Genomic DNA, 17,123 nt, shown 5'->3' with positions numbered 1-17,123 from the left:
CGTTGTCTGCGTTGCGTTGCTCATGCCTTGCTCCCGAGAAGTCCGGACGGGCGGAGGAGCAGCACTGCCGCGAGCAGCAGCACGACCACGAGGTCACCGATGCCCCAGTGGTAGTTCGCGAACTGCTGCAGCACCGCGACCACTGCCGAGGCGATCGCCGCGCCGCTGAGCGAGCCGAGACCGCCGATGACGGTGACGATGAACGCGAAGATCAGCAGCGAACCGCCGATGTACGGCGACACATACCCGTTGTAGTGCGAGGCCAGCACGCCGCCGATTCCGGCTGCGGCGCCACCGATGGCGAACACGAGCGTGAACGCAGAGCGAACGTCGATGCCGAGCGCCGTCACCATGGAGCGGTTCTCCACGCCGGCGCGGATGATGAGCCCGAAGCGCGTGAACTTCAGGAATAGCACGATGGCGATGAGCACGATGACTGCTGCCGCGATGTAGAGGAAGCGGTCGTTCGGGATGGATGCACCGAGGACGTTGGTCTGGCCGCCCATCCACGCCGGCGCGGTGAGGTAGATGGGGTCCTGCCCCCAGATGCCCTCGAACAGCGCGACGGTTGCCAGTGCGAGACCGACCGTCACGAGCACTTGCTCGATCAGTCTCTCGTACAGCTTTCGAATCAGCAGCAGCTCGGTCAGGACTGCGAAGATCGCGCCGACCGCGGCGCCAACCAGCAGCGAGAGCAGGAAGGTCCCCCAGCTGTCGGCCCCGAAGCGGCGGGCGAACTCCCAGCCGGCGAACGCGCCGAGGGTCAGGAACGACCCATGCGCGAAGTTCAGCACGTCCATCAGCCCGTAGATCAGGGAGAGCCCGGATGCGACGAGGAAGTACAGTGCACCGAGCCCGAGCCCGGTGATGAGCAGCAGCACTATGGTGCTCATGCGCGCTCCTCCTGAGCGCTGGTCGCGCTCGCTACGCTCGGCGCCGGGTGGCTGTCGCCACCGCTCACTCCGAGGAATCGGTGAATGAGTGTCTCGTCATCGAGAAGGGTCTTCGCCTTGCCCGTGTAGACCACACGGCCTCCATCGAGCACGATGACGTCCTCGGCGAGTTGGCGCACAACCTGCAGGTTCTGCTCGACCAGCAGGATCGGGACGGTCTTCGCTGCCTCGGCGAGCGCATCCGCGACCTGGGAGACGATGATCGGCGCGAGCCCCTTGGTCGGCTCATCGACGAGCAGCAGCCGGTTCTCGTTGATCAGCGCGCGACCGAGCGACAGCATCTGCTGCTGGCCGCCGGAAAGCGTTCCTGCCTTCTGGGCCGCCCGCTCGACGAGGTCCGGAAACAGGTTGTCAACCAGCTCGCGGCGTGGCTTGCTGGTGCGCTCGGCGAGACGCAGGTTCTCCGCGACGCTCAGCTTGCTGAACACCTCGCGGTCCTCTGGGACATAGCCGATGCCGCGCTGCACGATCTTGTGGGTGCGCAGCCGTTCGATCCGCTCGCCGGCAAACGTCAGTTCGCCCTTGCGCTCGATCAGGCCGAGGATGCCCTTGATGGTGCTGGTCTTGCCGACACCGTTGCGACCGAGCAGGGCCGTGACGCCGGTTGCCGGAACGTCGAAGCTGACGTCCTCGACGACCTGCTGCCCGGCGACCTTGGCGCTGAGATTGCGAACGGTGAGGATCGAGTCGGATGGTGCTGGGGCGTTCACACGCTCTCCCCGAGGTAGGCGCTCTGCACTGCCGGGTTGGCCATCACGGCCTCCGGAGTGTCAACGACGAGCAGTTGTCCATGGTGCATGACGGCGACACGGTCGACCAGACCGAGGACGACCTCGATGTGGTGTTCGACCATGAGGACCGTGCGTCCGTGCCCGCGGTGCAGGTTGCGGATGACTTCGGTGAGCCCGGGAACGTCACCGGATGCGACGCCCGCCATCGGCTCGTCGAGCAGGATGACGCTGGGCTCAGTAGCCAGCAGCATCGCGATCTCGAGCTTGCGCTTGTCGCCGTGGGAGAGCACGCCGGCGTCGGTTGTCGCATGGTGCGCGAGTCCGACTTCCTCGAGCTTCTCCTCGGCGATCGTTGTTGCCTGGTCGCCGTTCCGGGGGAACCGGGTCAGCGACAGGCTGCCGCCGAGCTTGGCCTGTGCCGCGAGGCGGACGTTCTCCAGGGCCGACAGTCCGTTGAACAGGCTGGAGGTCTGGAAGGTGCGACCGAGACCAGCCCGTGCTCTCGTGAAGATCTGGTCCTTGCTCACGTCCTTGCCCTCGAGGCGGATGGTGCCGCCTGTCGGGTTCAGGACGCCTGAGATCAGGTTGAACAAGGTGGTCTTACCGGCCCCGTTGGGACCGATAACACCCAGCATCTCGCCTTGCGCCACCGACAGGTTCACATCCGTGAGGATGCGTGCGCCGCCGATCTGAAGGCTCAGATCCTGTACTTCGAGCACGGGCTGGTTGGTCGTCATGTTTGGTGCTTGTCGCTTACGGCTCGACGGTCTTGGCGTCGACGACCTTGATCAGCTCGGGGACGTAGGTGCCGCCCTGTGCCTTGAGTCGCGCCTGGAACATCGGCTGGATGACTGCGTGGTCCGCGGCACGGATGGTGAGCTCACCCTTAACCGAGTCGAAGGTCCAGCCCTCGAGCGATGCGATCATCTCGTCGACGTCGTCTCCGCCACCCTCGCTGATCGCTCGCACGATCATCTGCGCGGCGACGAAGCCATCCGGTGAGAAGAGGTCGGCGACGTGGCCGTTCTTCTCCAGGTGCTCGATCATGAACTTCTCGGCGTCAGTGCCCGCAGCGCCACCGAAGTAGTGGTTGAGGAAGCTGATCTTCTCGCTCGCGGGGCCGTAGGCGCCGAAGGTGGAGACGTCGCCGAGACCGGTGACGACCGGGAAGTTGTCGAAAACGCCCTGCTGCGAGAGCGCCTCCCACATTGCGGCGGAGGTTGCGCCCGCCCACGCGACGAACACGAGGTCCGGCTTCACGTCGTTGATCTTCTGGGCGAAGGGCGTGAACTCGGTGGCGTCCTCGGGAACGAGCTCGCTCACGACGGTCGCGCCCTGCCCGCCGAGCACTGCGGTGACGCCGGCGAAGTTGCCCTGGCCGAACGCGGTGTCCTGCGCGAAGACGAGGACCGTCTTGCCCTTGACGTCGCCCGCGAAGGTACCCGCGGTGGAGATGTCCTGGATGGTCTGGCGGCCCGAGCGGAAGGTGTAGTCGTTGACGCCGGTGATGGCGTCGGCTGCGGCGGGGCCGGAGATGTACAGGATCTTGTTCTGCTCGGCCTGCTCGGCGAGCGCGAGTGCGATACCGGATGCCGCGGTGCCGGCGATGATCTTGTAGCCGTCGCCGATGAAGTTCTTGGCCGCGGTCACGGCCTTGTCGGTGTCGCCTGCATCGTCCGCGTGGGTGATGTTGATCTCGCGGCCGTCGACCTTTCCGGTGCCGTCGGTCGCGTAGTCGAGGCCGGCCTCGAAACCGTTCAGGTAGGCCTGGCCGTAAAGGGCGAGCGGACCGGTCTCGGAGGTGATGACCGCAACGTTGACCGGTGCGAGGTCCTCTCCGTTGGTGCCGGGCTCAGGGGTGGACGTCGACGGTGCGCATCCGGCTAGGGCCAGACCCGCGACGGCCAGGATGGCCGGTGCCAGGTACTTCTTTGTTACCCGCATGTGAATGCCTTTCGTGCTGTTGGTGACGTGGGGTTCGTCCGCCAATATGACAGACGATTCAGGTCTCAGCAAAGTAGTACCATTCGAAGTAGAGTGTCAAGCAGACACACGGGCACCGCGCCGTATCACCTTAAACGGCGCGAACGAGCAATGGAGCCGCAACCTATGACCACACGCGATGTCGTCATCCTCGCCGGAGCACGCACCCCACAAGGGAAGATGAACGGCGCACTGTCCTCTCTCTCCGCCGTCGAGCTCGGCACCATCGCGCTTAAAGGTGCCATCGAGCGCTCCGGGGTCGACGTCAGCGCGATCGACGCCGTCATCATGGGCAACGTGCTCACCGCGGGCCTCGGCCAGGGTCCCGCTCGCCAGGCCGCGATACACGCGGGCATCGGCTGGAACGTCCCCGCCACCACCATCAACAAGATCTGCCTCTCCGGGCTCGCCGCGATCATCGACGGTGCTCGGCTCATCCGCGCTGGCGAGGCCGAGGTGGTTGCGGTCGGCGGGCAGGAATCCATGTCCAACGCGCCCCACGTGCTGCCCGGCTCGCGCCGCGGCTGGTCCTACGGCAACACCTCGGTAGTCGACACCACGGCGCACGACGGGCTGACGGATGCGTTCGACCGCGAGTCGATGGGCACCTCCACCGAGAAGCACAACCCGTCGCTCAGCATCAGCCGCGAAGACCAGGACGAGGTCGCCGCCGCATCCCACCAGCGGGCCGCCGCTGCGACAGGCCTGATCGCCGAGGAGATCGTGCCCGTCACCATCAAGGGCCGCAAGGGCGACACTGTCGTCGACACCGACGAGGGCGTGCGCCCCGACTCCACACCCGAGTCACTTTCAGGGCTGCGCCCGGCGTTCACCGAGGGTGGCACCATCACCGCGGGCAACTCCTCCCCCATCTCCGACGGTGCTGCCGCGGTCATCCTCGCCAGCCGCGAGTACGCCGAGGCGAACAACCTCGACTACCTCGCCGTCATCGGAGCCCCAGGCCAGGTCGCCGGCCCGGACAACTCGCTGCACGCGCAACCAGCGCACGCGATCACCGCGGCGCTCGAGCGCCAGGGCTGGTCGACCGCGGATCTCGACTTCATCGAGATCAACGAGGCGTTCGCCGCGGTGTCCCTGCACTCGGCGCGCGCGCTCGGCGTGAGCCTCGACAACGTGAACATCCACGGCGGTGCGATCGCGATCGGGCACCCGATCGGCGCATCCGGTGCCCGCCTCGCGCTGCACGCGGCCTACGAACTCAAGCGTCGCGGCTCGGGCAAGGCCGCGGTGGCGCTGTGCGGCGGTGGCGGTCAGGGCGAGGCCCTGCTGCTCTCCCTGTGACCACCTCCTAGAGCAGGGAGATCGGCTTCACGATGTCGGCGTAGATCAGCAGGAGGCTCATGCCGCCGAGCAGGATCACGACGCCGAATGTGATCGGGATGAACCTGGCCGCGTCGAACGGGCCGGGGTCGCGGCGTCCGAACAGCTTCGCGAAGAAGCGGCGGATGCCCTCCCACACTGCGCCGGCGATGTGTCCGCCATCGAGGGGCATCAGCGGCACGAGGTTGAAGACCAGCAGCGCGACGTTGACGGATGCGACCAAGCCGATCAGGTAGGCGGCGCGGTCGGCGATCGGGATGGTGTTGATGCTCGTGACCTCACCGGCGATCCGCCCGACGCCGACGACGCTCATCGGCCCGTTCGGGTCACGCTCCTCGGGACCGAATGCCGCGTTGGCGACGTCGACGAGTCGCTGCGGGAGGTTCAGGATGATGCCCGTGACGGCGGTGATGTTGTCACCCACCGCGGGAAGCACGGCACTCGGCGGTTGCGGCACGGCCTTGTAGGCGGCGGTGATGCCGAGCATCCCGACCTGCTCGGTGAGCAGCTCCCCATCGCTTCCGGTGGCGACCTCGCCGTTATCGTCGAAGACGTAACGCTCCGTGAGCGCCGGAGTTGCAACCACGTCGATGTTCTTGCCGTCGCGCTTGACGACGATGTCGATGGGTTCGCCAGCCGACTTCTGGATGATCGCGGTGCTGTCCTGCCAGCTGCTGATGGCCTGGCCATCGACGGACACCAGAGTGTCGCCGGGGAGGATGCCGGCCGCGGCCGCCGGAGCCGCCGGATCGCTCGGTGCGCAGTCGCGCTGTTCCGCCGATGCGGGGATCAGGCACTCGCTGACACTTCCTACGGTGGTGGACACCTGTTGCACGCCGAAGCCGCACAGCACGACGGCGAAGAGCGCAACCGCGATGAGGAGGTTCATGAACGGCCCGCCGGCCATGATGATGATCCGCTTCCACACGGGCAGGCGGTAGAAGGTGCGGTGCTCCTGGCCCTCGGGCACGGTCTCCGCGTTCGCGGTGCGCGCATCCTGAACCATCGACTGGAAGAAGCCGGTACTCGAAGTGCGTGCCTTCTCGCCCGGTTTCGCCGGGGGGTACATGCCCGCCATCGAGACGTACCCGCCGAGCGGGATCGCCTTGACGCCGTACTCGGTCTCCCCCTTGCGCTTCGACCACAACGTCGGCCCGAAACCGATCATGTACTGGGAAACGCGTACCCCGAACAGCTTCGCCGGCAGGAGGTGGCCGATTTCGTGCAACGCGATCGACAGCGCCAGCCCGAGCGCGATGATAACCACGCCCACCACATACAGAAGCACCGTTTCCACCGATTCAGGATACTCGCCGACAACTTCAGGAGTCTTCAGGGTTGCTCGATAACATGACTCCTGCCCTGCAGAGAGAACGATCGTCCTCCCCCCGAAAGAGAGAACGTGCCAGCCGACCTAGGAACTGAACAACCGATCGGATCCGTCCTCGCCGGGCGTTTCCGGACCGAGTCGTTGCTCGGTCGTGGCGGGATGGCATCCGTCTACCTCGCGTTCGACGAGGCGCTCGGCCGTCAGGTGGCCGTGAAGCTGTACCGATCCGACGTCACCCAAGAGGACGAACTGGAGCGGCAGCAGCACGAGGTGCGCACTCTCGCGGCACTGAATCATCCCGCACTCGTCACTCTCTTCGACGCAGGCACAGACGAGTCGACTGGAACGTCATTTCTCGTCATGGAGTACGTGCCTGGCGACGACCTTCGCGCGAGGCTCTCAGCCGGACCGGTCTCCCCTGTCGAGGTCGCGGTCATCGGCTGGCAACTCGCCGACGCGCTCGCCTACATCCACGCGAACGGTGTCGTGCACCGCGACATCAAACCGGGCAACATCCTCCTCACCGATCGCGGAGACGACGAGTCCGGACCGCATGCCAAGCTCGCCGACTTCGGCATCGCCCGCCTCGTCGACGGCGGTCGCATCACCGCGACAGGCACCGTGCTGGGCACCGCGAGCTACTTCAGCCCGGAGCAGGCGCTCGGCGGCGCGATCACGCCGGCAAGCGATGTGTACGCATTCGGGCTGGTGCTGCTCGAGTGCCTGACGGGCGAACGCGCGTTCCCCGGTTCTGCGATGGAGTCGATGATGGCCCGGGTGAACTCGGACGTCGCCATCCCCGACTCGGTGCCGGACGGATGGGCGGCCCTGATTCGGCGGATGACCGCGCGCGAGCCAGACCAGCGTCCGAGCGCACGCGACGTGTCGCTTGAGATCGCCGCACTGCCAGAGCCGTACGAGCAGACGATGCGCTACCCGGTGCTAGAACGCGAGACGTCCGACACGCAGACGACGGCCCCTGTAGTAAACCATCAGCCGACTACCGCGCCGAAAGCTGTTGGCGTGACTGCCGTGGCAAACGCTGAACCGCCCGCAAGCCACTCCTGGTTGCGGGCCTTAGGGGCCAAGCGAGTCGCGCTCATCGCAGGCATCCTCACGGCGCTCGTGCTCGCGGTCGTTGTCGCGCTGACCATCATCCCGACGCTCAATCCTGAGCCGCCAGCCGCACCGGACTATCCGGTCGTCGAGGGGCCGCTCGGCACCCACCTCGAACAACTGCAGAGGACGGTGGCACCGTGATGACCCGTACGCGCGCCTGTGTCGCGGCCGTCGTGCTGTCGGCGGGCGTCGTGCTGTCTGGATGTGCCCAGGCGCCCAGCTTCGATCCGGATGCGGCAGCGAGGTTCCAGGAGAGTGTGCTCGAAGTGAGTACGGCTGCGTCGACCGCCGAATTCGACGCCGCACTCCAGAAGGTCGCCGAACTGGAGGTGGAGGTGAAGGACGCGCTTGCGCGCGGGCTGATCACCCCCGAACGCTATGACAGCATCCTCGCCGCGATCGCGCTCGTCCGAGCCGACCTGGAGGCCGCGATTGCAGCGCAACAGCCGGCTCCTCCCCCGCCTGAGCCACCGGCGTCGAACGAGGGCGGAAATGACAACAACGGGAACAACGGCAACAACGGCAACAAGGACAAAGAGAAAGACAAGAACAAGGACAATAAGGGCAACAACGGCAAGGGCAACAAGGGCAACGACGACGACGACGACGACTGACGTGCCCGATCAGTCCATCAGGCGGCGCAGGTCGTCGACAACGAGACCCATCCGCTCCTCCCGCTCCCGCAGATAGTCGTCGTCGACGACCACGACCTGGCGATCGAGGGAGTCGATCACCGCTTTGGAGATGTCGCCCCAGGCATCCTTTCGCGCGCTCTCGATCAGGCCGAGCAGGTGATCTCGGTCGTCGATGAGTCGGCGCAGCTCCTCGGATAGCGCACGGAGCACTGTCGCGCGCAGCCGAAGGTTATACGCATCAGCTTGCCGGTAGTCGTGCGCGTGGGTCGCCTTGCCCCTGCGCCCTCTGAGCTGCCGGATTTGAGCGTCGAGGCGATCGCCGGCCTCGTCGAATTCGCGAGCCAACCCGCCCAGCGCGGCCTTCGCCTCCGGCAGATATTGCTCAGGGTCGAACCGCCGGTCGCCCGTGAGGGCCCGGATGATGACGGCATTCTTGACCTTCATCCTGCTCGCGTAGTCGGCGAGCTTCCGACCATCGGCGATGGCCTCTTCGACCGGCGTCGGTGTCAGCGTCCCACCACCCGTTCGGCTTCGGATCGCGCCCAGCGTTCCGCGTCCAGGACGCCGGCAAGCGATGGCTCGCCCGGCTCGTGTGCGTCCACGACGCGACTCACCGTGTCGACAATGTCGAGGAATCCGATCCTGCCCTCATGGAACGCGTCCACCGCCACCTCGTTGGCGGCGTTGAACACGGCCGGGTAGGTTCCACCGGCGCGCCCCACACGTTTCGCGAGGTCTACCGCAGGGAACACCTCCGAGTCGAGCGGCTCAAAGGTCCACTGCTGTGCGCGGGTCCAGTCGAGCGGCGCGCCCACCCCGGGCACGCGGTGCGGCCAGTCGAGCGCGAGCGAGATCGGCAGGCGCATGTCGGGTGGGCTGGCCTGTGCGATGGTCGATCCGTCGACGAACTCGATCATCGAGTGGACGATCGACTGCGGATGCACAACCACGTCGATGACGTCGTACGGCACATCGAACAGCAGGTGCGCCTCGATGACCTCCAGCCCCTTGTTGACGAGCGTCGCCGAATTGGTGGTGACCACCCGTCCCATGTCCCACGTGGGGTGGGCGAGCGCATCCGCCGGCTTCACTTCGCGTAGCGAGTCTCGGGACCTGCCCCGGAATGGACCCCCGGAAGCTGTGAGCACCAGCCTGCGGATCTCTTCGTGGGTTCCGGCCATCAGCGCCTGCGCGATGGCGGAGTGCTCCGAATCGACCGGCACCAGTTGGCCCGGCGCTGCGGCATCCTTCACCAGGGACCCGCCCACGATGAGGCTCTCCTTGTTGGCAAGGGCGAGCACCGCACCGGTCTCGAGCACAGCGAGCGTCGGTCCGAGCCCGACGGAGCCGGTGATGCCGTTCACGACGACGTCTGCTTCGACGGTCCGGACGAGCTGAGCCGCCTCGTCGGCGCCGAGAGCGACGTGTTCGACCGAGAAGTGTTCTGCCTGGCGCGCCACCGCGTCGCGGTTCGATCCGGCACCGAGGCCGACCACCTCGAACCGGTCGCGATTCGCAGCCACGACCTCAAGCGCCTGGACGCCGATGGACCCAGTCGAACCGAGGACGATGACCCTACGCACGAGGTTCAGTCTTCCATGTGCGCGCTCGGGTCGTGGCTAGCCGACGACCTCGAGGATGTCGATCACGAAGACAAGAGTCTGACCACCGAGTTCGTGGGCATCGGGGTCCTCGCCGTAGGCGAGCCCCGGTGGGATCACCGCGATCACTTGCGAACCGATGGTCTGCCCTGCGATCGCCTGGCTGAAGCCCGGAACGACCTGCGCGAGCGAGAAGGTGGCGGCACCGCGACCCCAGCTCTGGTCGAAGATCTCACCGGTCGCCCAGTTCACGCCCTGGTACTGGACGCGCACGGTTGCACCTTCAGGCACTGTCTCGCCGTCGCCGAGCTTGAGGACCGCGATCTGCAAGTCGGATGGCGGGTCACCCTTCGGCACCGTGACATTCGGGGTGCCGTCTTCCTCGAGTTGGACGGTCGGGAAGCCGGGCTCTTCGGGCTGGTCCTCACCCCAAGCCTTGTCCGGCTTGATCTCGATGACGTCGATGACGAAGACGAGCGAGTCCTCACCGTTGATCGTGAAGCCCTCCGTCTCGAGGCCCTGTTCACCGAAGCCCTCGCTCGGCGGGATGACCGACACCACGCGGGAGCCCTCCGCCACGCAGCTGATGGACTTCACCAAGCCGGGCAGGAGGGTGGAGGGATCGGCCGTGAAGGCGATCGGGCCCTCTTCGCCGTAGCCGTAGGTCTCGAAGAGCTCGCCGGTCTCGCCGTTGTACGCGGAGTACGCGACATTCGCGGTGCCCTTGAACGGCAACTCGTCGCCGTCACCATCGATCACGATGGTGCGTTCGGTCTCAGACACGGTGAGTCCGCCGTCGAATTCGACCTCGGGAGCTGACCCGATTTCACCGGTCACCGTGATGGCGTCAGAGGCATCTCCGGATGTCGTCGCGCAGTAGTCGATCTCGGAAGCCGGGTTGTCGGTCGCCTCGGGCTCGGACGGTGAGCAGGCCGCGAGAGCAACCACCATGGAACCGGCGATCGCGAACGTGGCGACGTACTTGGGGAGTGTCTTGGGCAAGAAATCGCTTCCGGTCTCGGGGTGGCACTGCAGGTCAAGTCTTGCCCACTGCCCCTTTGTGGAAGCTGTGCGAAGAACTCCGAAGAGCCTAATCGTTACGACGATGCGATGATCGTCGGCTCGTGCTTCACCGGGAAGTTGACCGAGTTGGCGATGAAGCACAAACGGTTCGCCTCGTGGTGCGCATCCGTGGCCGCTGCAAACTGGCTCTCATCGGCGATTGTGACGCGGGGCCGGAGGGTAACGCTGCTGAACTGCCCGCTGCCGTCGGGGTTCGAGGTCATGGTCCCGACGGCGTCGTCCTGGTAATCGGTGACGACGATGCCGCGATTCACCGCAACGTGCAGGTAACTGAGCATATGGCATTGCGAGAGCGCGGTCAGCAACAGCTCTTCGGGGTTCCAGCGGTCTCGATCACCGTGGAAGGTGCGATCGGCGGACCCGTCAATGTCGTGCTTGCCCTCCGCGGTGACGACGTTCTGGCGGCCGTACTCGCGGTAGCCGCTCGTGCCGGTTCCCCGGTTGCCGGTCCAGCGCACTCGCACCTCATAGTGGTGTTCGTGATGCATGTCCTGAACGGTACACGGGTCCGCCGATAGGCTCGGACAATGGCACGCGAGAGCAACCGGCACCCCCTAGATGCGACCGGAATCGTTGAGCTTGCGGTCGTCGAGCGCGGTGGCATGATCGAGTCGCGGCACCTCGGGGCGGCGGTGGTTGTCGACGCCGGCGGTGCAGTGCTGAATTCGCTGGGGAATCCGGATGCGCTGGTATACCCGCGCTCATCCCTCAAGCCGCTGCAGGCGCTCACCGTATTGGAGTGCGGTGTCGACCTTGACGATGAGGAACTTGTCCTCGCTACCGCGAGCCATTCGGGAACCGAACAGCATGTCGCGGTCGTGCGGCGGATGCTGGAGTCGGTAGGCCTGGGCGAGGATGCGCTGCATTGTCCGCCCGACTGGCCGCTGGATTCCGCCGCGCAGGCTCACGCCCGGGTCGGCGGTGAGCGACGCCGGGTAACAATGAACTGTTCCGGCAAGCACGCGTCATTCCTTATGGCGTGTGTTGCCAATGGCTGGTCGATCGATGACTACCTCGACCCGCTGCATCCGTTGCAATTGCGGGTGCACGAGACTGTCGAGCGTTTCGCGGGTGAGCCGATTGGCCACAGTGCCACGGATGGCTGTGGAGCTCCGGTGTTCGCGCTCAGCCTGACCGGGCTGGCTCGCGGGATCTCCCATGTCGGCATGGGGGCCGACGAGCGCACCGCGCGGCTGACCTCGGCGATTCGGCGTCACCCGTGGGCGATCGCAGGCGAGGGCACACCCAACACGGTGGTGATCCGGGAGCTCGGACTTGTCGCGAAGGTCGGCGCAGAGGGCGTCATGGTGATGGCCGCGTCGGACGGCACCGCGGTGGCGGTGAAGTGTGTCGACGGCAGTTCACGTGCGACGACGCTCGTTGCGCTGGAGTTGCTTGCCCGGGCAGGTGTTGTGGGCAGAGATGATGCGGATCGCGTGATCGCCCTCACCACCGAGCGCGTGCTGGGCGGCGGGGAGCCGGTGGGCGGTATTCGCGCGGCGTTCTAGCGCCGCCAGCTGTCTCGGTAGTCGAGACCCTACTGGCATACCGGTGGTCGAGCTTGTCGAGACCCCGGGATCTCGACAAGCTCGACCACCGAAGAACTCGATCACCGAGGGGCGTCAGTTCCAGCGGGCGGGGTGGTCGGTGGCGGTGACCCCGTTGGGGCTGGTCCACTCCAGCAGGCCGGGCGCGACCTGTTTCACGGTCCAGGCGCCGATCGATTTCAGGGTGTGGTAGCCGCGGCATAGGTTGGCCAGGTTGTCGATGGCGGTCTTCCCGTCGTGCTGCCACTCCTTGGTGTGGTCCAGGTCGGTGCGCCACGGGGATGCGTTGCAGCTGGGGAATCGGCAGCGTCCGTCTCGCCAGCGCAGGTAGCGGCGCATCTTCGCCGACGGCCGGTAACTGTCTACCGCCACCGTCATCCCGGACACCGGGTGGGTGATCAACCGCACCAATTGGTCCGCGTCCGCCGCCAGCCGTCTGGCGGTGTCCATGTCGATCGGACCCCGCCCCACCATCGACGCCGGTCCGGCCGTCTCGTCGCCGGCCAGCGCGAGCGCCGGGATCACAATGGCGACCTCGGCGCGGATGCCGACCCCGGCCCGGTGCGGGGCATCCGGATCGCCGTTCGGCTGCCCGGTGAGCAGCAGCTCGGTGAGGAGGTCGGCGCGGAGTTGGTCTCTGGTGCGCGGGTCGCCGGTGTCGGCCACCGCCTTGGCCTGCTTGGTGAGCCGGTCCCAGATCCCCTCGGCGAACACCGTGGGCAGCATCGCGCTCAACTGGGACATGCCGTCACCGCACTCGGTCACCCACACCCGGCGTTCCTCGCGGGCCTTCTTGTGCCGCTCCTCGAACGGGATCGCGCCCAGTCGGGCGGCGGTCAGCTGCGCGAACCGGTCCAACCGGCCCGGGGTCACCTCCACCGCCCGCTCCAACACCACCTGCTCATACTCGGCGCGGGCTTCCGGGGTGCCCAGGTTCATCCCGCGGTCCATGATCACCCGGGTGTGGCCGAAGCCGATCGCCCCGGCCTGCAACGCCTCCAACGTCTGCGGGAAGTGATGCACCAGCTTCTGGGCGGTGCACACCCGCGCATCCACCGTGCGGTCGGCCAGCCGCAGCAACACCGCCAGCTCGGACACCAGACTCCGGCCGGCCATCTCTCGATCCGCGTTGGATGCGCCACCCTCGGCATCCGCCATGTCGGCCAGTTCCGCCAGCACCCGCTGCTGCTTCGCCAGCAACCGGTCCTGCCCGTACTGCAGCTCCAGCACATCATCCATCAGCGACCGGCGATGCCGCTCCTCACCCTCGAAGCCGGCAGTGAATCGGTCCGCCTCCGCCGCAAAAATGTAGGGGTCCTCGAACGGACCACACACCGCCAGATACGCCTCTTCGATGTCCGCGGCGCGATCTCGACCCAGCCACGCCTCCCAGTCCTCGTAAGCCCTGGCATAACGCTCCGCCGGCTCCGGATAGGGGGTCGTGGTCTTCATAGTTCCACTGAACAACCAGCCACCGACATTACGAACCCTCCGGCGGCAGGGGTGTGGATAACTCTTCCCAACCGGGTCTCGACAGGCTCGACCACCGAGATGGACACCCATGCCGACGCTGGTTTCGAGACGATCGCTCCGCGATCCCGGGACCAGGGAGAAGCTAGAGGTTCAGGGCGTCTGGGCCTTCTCGCAGCAGGATCGCGAACTGCTCGGCGTCGATGATCCGCAGGCCGAGCTCCTCGGCCTTGGTCAGCTTCGAACCCGCGCCGGGGCCGGCCGCGACGAAGTCGGTCTTCTTGGACACGCTCGACGCCGCCTTGCCTCCGGCCGCGATGATGGCCTCCTGCGCTTCCTCACGCGAGAACCCCTCGAGCGACCCGGTGGCCACGACCGTCAGTCCAGCGAGCGGACCGCCTGCCGTGGCCGCCGCACCCGGCCCGGGATGCCCCGGCGTCACCAGTTCTACGCCCGCCGCCGCCCAACGCTCGACGATCTCCACGTGCCAGTCGACCGCGAACCACTCCTTCACGGCATCGGCGATGATGCCGCCAACCCCCTCTACCGATGCGAGCTCGTCGCGCGAGGCGTCGCGGACCGCGTCGAGTGAGCCGAAGTACTGGGCCAGCGCGCGCGCCGCGACAGGTCCGACGTGCCGGATGCTGAGCGCAACGAGCTTTCGCCACAGCTCCTTGGTCTTGGCCTTCTCGAGTTGGTCGATCAGCTCGTACGCCGACTTGGACGGCACGAATCCCTCATCACCGGCGAACTCCGCGGCATCCGGATCGAATGGCGCATCGCCCTTCTTCCGCTGCCTGCGGAACGGGGCGACCTCCTTAGGCGAACCGTCCTCCTCAAGCCTGATCAGGCCAGTCTCGCTGTCGCGCACCTGCACCCGGATGGGGAACAGGTCAGCGACGGTCAGGTCGAACAGGCCCGCCTCAGTGGGCAGCGGCGGCTCCGCCGGCACGAGCGGCTGCGTCAGCGCGGCGGCGCTCACCTCACCGAGCCCCTCGATATCCAGCGCGCCACGGCTGCCGATGTGCTCGACACGCCCGCGCACCTGCGCGGGGCAGCTTCGCGAGTTCGGGCAGCGGAGGTCGACGTCGCCCTCCTTGGCCGGGGCGAGCGCGGTGCCGCACTCCGGGCATCCGGTCGGCATCACGAATTCGCGTTCGTTCCCGTCACGCAGTTCGACGACCGGCCCGAGCACCTCGGGGATCACGTCGCCGGCCTTGCGCAGCACCACGGTGTCGCCGATCAGCACTCCCTTGGCCTTGACGACGTCCTGGTTGTGCAGTGTCGCCTGCCGCACGGTCGACCCGGCGACGCGCACGGGCTCCATGACCGCGAACGGTGTCGCCCGCCCGGTGCGGCCGACGCTGACGACGATGTCGAGGAGCTTCGTGTTCACCTGCTCGGGCGGGTACTTGAAGGCGATCGCCCAGCGCGGGGCCCGGCTGGTCGACCCGAGCTCATCGTGCAGGGCGAGCTCGTCGACCTTCACGACCACACCGTCGATCTCGTGTTCCACGCTGTCGCGGTGCTCGCCGTAATGCTCGATGTAGGCGGCCGCGTCGGCCGCGCTCGAGGTCACCGTGAAGTGCGTGCTCGTCGGCAGCCCCCAGCCGGCCAGCAGCGCGTACACTTCGGATTGCGACGCCACTGGCGGGTTCGGCCACGCGCCGATGCCGTGCACAAGCATCCGGAGCCTGCTGAGCCTCTCATGCATCAGCGTGAGCGCCGCGCCCGTCTTGCCTTCTTCTTTCTGTCGCAGGCTTCCGGATGCCGCGTTTCTGGGGTTCGCGAAGACGCGCTCCCCCGCTGCGGCCTGCTGCTCGTTCAGCTCGCGGAAACTCTCGACGGGGAAGAACACCTCGCCGCGCACTTCGACCAGTGGCGGATGACCCTCTCCGGCGAGCCGTTGCGGGATGCCGTTCAGGTACTGCACGTTCTGGGTGACGTCCTCGCCGACGACGCCGTCGCCGCGCGTTGCCGCGCTCACCAGGCGCCCGTGCTCATACCGGAGGTTCAGTGCGAGTCCGTCGATCTTCAGCTCGCACAGGTAGTTGCCCGCGCGGCCGGCGGATTTCTCGACCCGCGCGGCCCACGCGAGGAACTCGTCGAGCGAGAAGACGTTGTCGAGGCTCAGCATCCGCTCGGCGTGCTTCACCGGTGCGAACAGGGTCGTCTGGGCGCGGCCGCCGACGGTCTGCGTTGGACTGTCCTGCCCCTGAAGCTCCGGAAAGTGGTGCTCGAGCTCTTCCAGCCGGTGCATCAGCGAGTCGTAGGTCGCGTCGTCGACGAGCACCTCGTCGCGCTCGTAGTAGGCGTCGCGCAGTTCGAGGATGCGCGCGGTCAGCGCATTCGCCTCGTCTCTCGCGCGGTCCAGGTCGATGGGAGTCTGCTCGCGAACAATCTCGGTGTCGGCCACCCGCTCAGTTTAGGCGCGGCAACCGACCGTCCCGGCTGTCAGAACGCCCCACAGGGCTTAGGAACAAGAACCGCGCTCGCTCAGCGCGGCTCTCGAGAGCACCTGGTTCTGGGCGCTCATTTTGATCAGCAGTTCGTTGCCCGACACCTCGGCGGAGTCCAGGCTGATCGCGGCCGGCAGCACACCTGCGACACAGAATGACCGCGTCTGCAAAAGGTTCTCGGCGATGCTGCCGAACTGCTTCTTCAGTTCCTCGGCCGTTGTTTGCTGCCCGCCGATCTCGATGCTGGATGGGGTGAAGCCGAGCCAGCCTTCGGATGCGTACGGTTCGATTCCGACGCCGGCGGATGCCGTGAAGCCAGGCACCTTGATGCCGAAGAACTCCATCGTCGGCGTGGAGAATTCGGTGCCGATCAGGATCTCCGGCTCGGCGAACCGGACATTGTTGACGACTGCCGCAGTGAGGAGTCCGGACAGGCGTTGGATGTTCTCCTCGCCAACGCTCACGGTCGCATCCACGCTCTGAACCGGAAGGTCGGTGTCGACCGGGATGCCGGTCGCGTTCAGCACGAGGTCGCCGGACAGGTCGCCGACGCCGACGTTGTCGACTCTCACCGTCGCCGAGTCGATCGTTCCGCTGAGCGCCTGCAGGATGACGGAGAACCCGTGCACCTCGACCGACACCGGATGGCTGTCCGGCAGTGAGAAGACCTGCCGCACCTTGTCGCCGACAAGGTCGGCAACCCGGCCGCGCGCCCACAACTCGGCCACCACAGCGGCCCCGGCAACGAGCACCACGACGATGAGCACCGTGATCAGCACGGCGCGTCCGGCCCCGCGACGCCGGGGCGGGTCAGCCAGCGGCACGAGTGGCACGGTGGCGTTCGCATCCGACATCCGGTTTCCCGCCCTTC

General features: G+C 66.7%; 16 protein-coding genes. 4 read left to right on the top strand and 12 right to left on the bottom strand.

Annotated elements, in window-relative coordinates; all coding sequences use genetic code 11:
• Positions 1 to 20: 20 nt before the first annotated feature.
• From HGK58_RS06640 to HGK58_RS06625, 4 genes are read right to left on the bottom strand one after another with little or no spacing between them, the layout of a single operon-like run.
• The gene (locus tag HGK58_RS06640) at positions 21 to 893 is read right to left on the bottom strand and encodes a branched-chain amino acid ABC transporter permease (protein ID WP_168626693.1); all 873 of its coding nucleotides are present in this window, start codon (positions 891 to 893) and stop codon (positions 21 to 23) included.
• Positions 890 to 1,663 carry an ABC transporter ATP-binding protein gene (locus HGK58_RS06635; RefSeq protein ID WP_168626692.1) on the bottom strand — a complete coding sequence of 258 codons (774 nt, stop codon included), beginning with the start codon at positions 1,661 to 1,663 and terminating at the stop codon, positions 890 to 892. Before HGK58_RS06635 ends, HGK58_RS06640 begins: the two co-directional genes overlap by 4 nt.
• Positions 1,660 to 2,421 (bottom strand): ABC transporter ATP-binding protein, encoded by a 762-nt coding sequence (locus HGK58_RS06630; protein ID WP_168626691.1) that lies wholly within the window; start codon positions 2,419 to 2,421, stop codon positions 1,660 to 1,662. The genes HGK58_RS06635 and HGK58_RS06630 overlap by 4 nt, the downstream gene beginning before the upstream one ends.
• Before the next feature lie 16 nt (positions 2,422 to 2,437).
• Positions 2,438 to 3,628 carry a substrate-binding domain-containing protein gene (locus HGK58_RS06625; protein WP_168626690.1) on the bottom strand — a complete coding sequence of 397 codons (1,191 nt, stop codon included), beginning with the start codon at positions 3,626 to 3,628 and terminating at the stop codon, positions 2,438 to 2,440.
• A 165-nt stretch (positions 3,629 to 3,793) separates the two neighbouring features.
• Between HGK58_RS06625 and HGK58_RS06620 the strand changes: the two genes are divergently transcribed.
• On the top strand, positions 3,794 to 4,969 hold the full coding sequence (locus tag HGK58_RS06620) for an acetyl-CoA C-acetyltransferase (protein ID WP_168626689.1): 1,176 nt from the start codon (positions 3,794 to 3,796) through the stop codon (positions 4,967 to 4,969).
• 7 nt (positions 4,970 to 4,976) lie between these two features.
• Here the strand turns inward: HGK58_RS06620 and HGK58_RS06615 are convergent, their stop codons facing one another.
• Positions 4,977 to 6,305 carry a site-2 protease family protein gene (locus HGK58_RS06615; protein WP_168626688.1) on the bottom strand — a complete coding sequence of 443 codons (1,329 nt, stop codon included), beginning with the start codon at positions 6,303 to 6,305 and terminating at the stop codon, positions 4,977 to 4,979.
• A 105-nt stretch (positions 6,306 to 6,410) separates the two neighbouring features.
• Here HGK58_RS06615 and HGK58_RS06610 point away from each other — a divergent pair, with 105 nt between their 5' ends.
• Both HGK58_RS06610 and HGK58_RS06605 read left to right on the top strand, forming a co-directional pair.
• Positions 6,411 to 7,598 (top strand): serine/threonine-protein kinase, encoded by a 1,188-nt coding sequence (locus HGK58_RS06610; protein WP_349236151.1) that lies wholly within the window; start codon positions 6,411 to 6,413, stop codon positions 7,596 to 7,598.
• On the top strand, positions 7,598 to 8,071 hold the full coding sequence (locus tag HGK58_RS06605; protein WP_168626687.1) for a hypothetical protein: 474 nt from the start codon (positions 7,598 to 7,600) through the stop codon (positions 8,069 to 8,071). Before HGK58_RS06610 ends, HGK58_RS06605 begins: the two co-directional genes overlap by 1 nt.
• Positions 8,072 to 8,080: 9 nt before the next feature.
• Here the strand turns inward: HGK58_RS06605 and HGK58_RS06600 are convergent, their stop codons facing one another.
• The 4 genes from HGK58_RS06600 to HGK58_RS06585 all read right to left on the bottom strand — a co-directional run bounded on the left by HGK58_RS06600 (position 8,081) and on the right by HGK58_RS06585 (position 11,264).
• Positions 8,081 to 8,536, bottom strand: a complete 456-nt coding sequence (locus HGK58_RS06600) for a hypothetical protein (RefSeq protein ID WP_168626686.1) — start codon at positions 8,534 to 8,536, stop codon at positions 8,081 to 8,083.
• Positions 8,537 to 8,598: 62 nt separating this feature from the next.
• The gene (gene dxr, locus HGK58_RS06595; RefSeq protein ID WP_168626685.1) at positions 8,599 to 9,675 is read right to left on the bottom strand and encodes a 1-deoxy-D-xylulose-5-phosphate reductoisomerase; all 1,077 of its coding nucleotides are present in this window, start codon (positions 9,673 to 9,675) and stop codon (positions 8,599 to 8,601) included.
• A gap of 36 nt (positions 9,676 to 9,711) precedes the next feature.
• Positions 9,712 to 10,695, bottom strand: a complete 984-nt coding sequence (locus HGK58_RS06590; RefSeq protein ID WP_168626684.1) for an FKBP-type peptidyl-prolyl cis-trans isomerase — start codon at positions 10,693 to 10,695, stop codon at positions 9,712 to 9,714.
• A gap of 95 nt (positions 10,696 to 10,790) precedes the next feature.
• Positions 10,791 to 11,264 (bottom strand): OsmC family protein, encoded by a 474-nt coding sequence (locus HGK58_RS06585; RefSeq protein WP_168626683.1) that lies wholly within the window; start codon positions 11,262 to 11,264, stop codon positions 10,791 to 10,793.
• Positions 11,265 to 11,303: 39 nt separating this feature from the next.
• Here HGK58_RS06585 and HGK58_RS06580 point away from each other — a divergent pair, with 39 nt between their 5' ends.
• The gene (locus tag HGK58_RS06580; protein ID WP_168626682.1) at positions 11,304 to 12,284 is read left to right on the top strand and encodes an asparaginase; all 981 of its coding nucleotides are present in this window, start codon (positions 11,304 to 11,306) and stop codon (positions 12,282 to 12,284) included.
• A 114-nt stretch (positions 12,285 to 12,398) separates the two neighbouring features.
• Here HGK58_RS06580 and HGK58_RS06575 read toward each other — a convergent pair whose 3' ends face one another.
• From HGK58_RS06575 to HGK58_RS06565, 3 genes are all read right to left on the bottom strand, one after another.
• Complete coding sequence (locus tag HGK58_RS06575; protein ID WP_168626681.1) at positions 12,399 to 13,775, bottom strand: HNH endonuclease signature motif containing protein; 1,377 nt, start codon at positions 13,773 to 13,775, stop codon at positions 12,399 to 12,401.
• A gap of 163 nt (positions 13,776 to 13,938) precedes the next feature.
• Complete coding sequence (gene ligA / locus HGK58_RS06570; protein ID WP_349236150.1) at positions 13,939 to 16,209, bottom strand: NAD-dependent DNA ligase LigA; 2,271 nt, start codon at positions 16,207 to 16,209, stop codon at positions 13,939 to 13,941.
• A 57-nt stretch (positions 16,210 to 16,266) separates the two neighbouring features.
• Positions 16,267 to 17,106: a DUF2993 domain-containing protein gene (locus tag HGK58_RS06565; protein WP_168626680.1), complete on the bottom strand. Its 840-nt coding sequence runs from the start codon at positions 17,104 to 17,106 to the stop codon at positions 16,267 to 16,269.
• Positions 17,107 to 17,123: the final 17 nt, after the last annotated feature.

It is taken from the genome of Cryobacterium sp. BB307 (assembly GCF_012274275.1).
Lineage (GTDB): Bacteria > Actinomycetota > Actinomycetes > Actinomycetales > Microbacteriaceae > Terrimesophilobacter.
The sequence above is the reverse complement of the archived record's forward strand: the minus strand, read 5'-3'. Positions and strand labels throughout refer to the sequence as shown.

Bases quoted from the DNA above. Each gene is read 5' to 3' on its own strand.
- HGK58_RS06640 (WP_168626693.1), bottom strand. From the start codon at position 893: ATGAGCACCATAGTGCTGCTGCTCATCACCGGGCTCGGGCTCGGTGCA.
- HGK58_RS06630 (WP_168626691.1), bottom strand. From the start codon at position 2,421: ATGACGACCAACCAGCCCGTGCTCGAAGTACAGGATCTGAGCCTTCAG.
- HGK58_RS06625 (WP_168626690.1), bottom strand. From the start codon at position 3,628: ATGCGGGTAACAAAGAAGTACCTGGCACCGGCCATCCTGGCCGTCGCG.
- HGK58_RS06620 (WP_168626689.1), top strand. From the start codon at position 3,794: ATGACCACACGCGATGTCGTCATCCTCGCCGGAGCACGCACCCCACAA.
- HGK58_RS06605 (WP_168626687.1), top strand. From the start codon at position 7,598: ATGACCCGTACGCGCGCCTGTGTCGCGGCCGTCGTGCTGTCGGCGGGC.
- HGK58_RS06600 (WP_168626686.1), bottom strand. From the start codon at position 8,536: ATGAAGGTCAAGAATGCCGTCATCATCCGGGCCCTCACGGGCGACCGG.
- HGK58_RS06585 (WP_168626683.1), bottom strand. From the start codon at position 11,264: ATGCATCACGAACACCACTATGAGGTGCGAGTGCGCTGGACCGGCAAC.
- HGK58_RS06580 (WP_168626682.1), top strand. From the start codon at position 11,304: ATGGCACGCGAGAGCAACCGGCACCCCCTAGATGCGACCGGAATCGTT.
- HGK58_RS06575 (WP_168626681.1), bottom strand. From the start codon at position 13,775: ATGAAGACCACGACCCCCTATCCGGAGCCGGCGGAGCGTTATGCCAGG.
- HGK58_RS06565 (WP_168626680.1), bottom strand. From the start codon at position 17,106: ATGTCGGATGCGAACGCCACCGTGCCACTCGTGCCGCTGGCTGACCCG.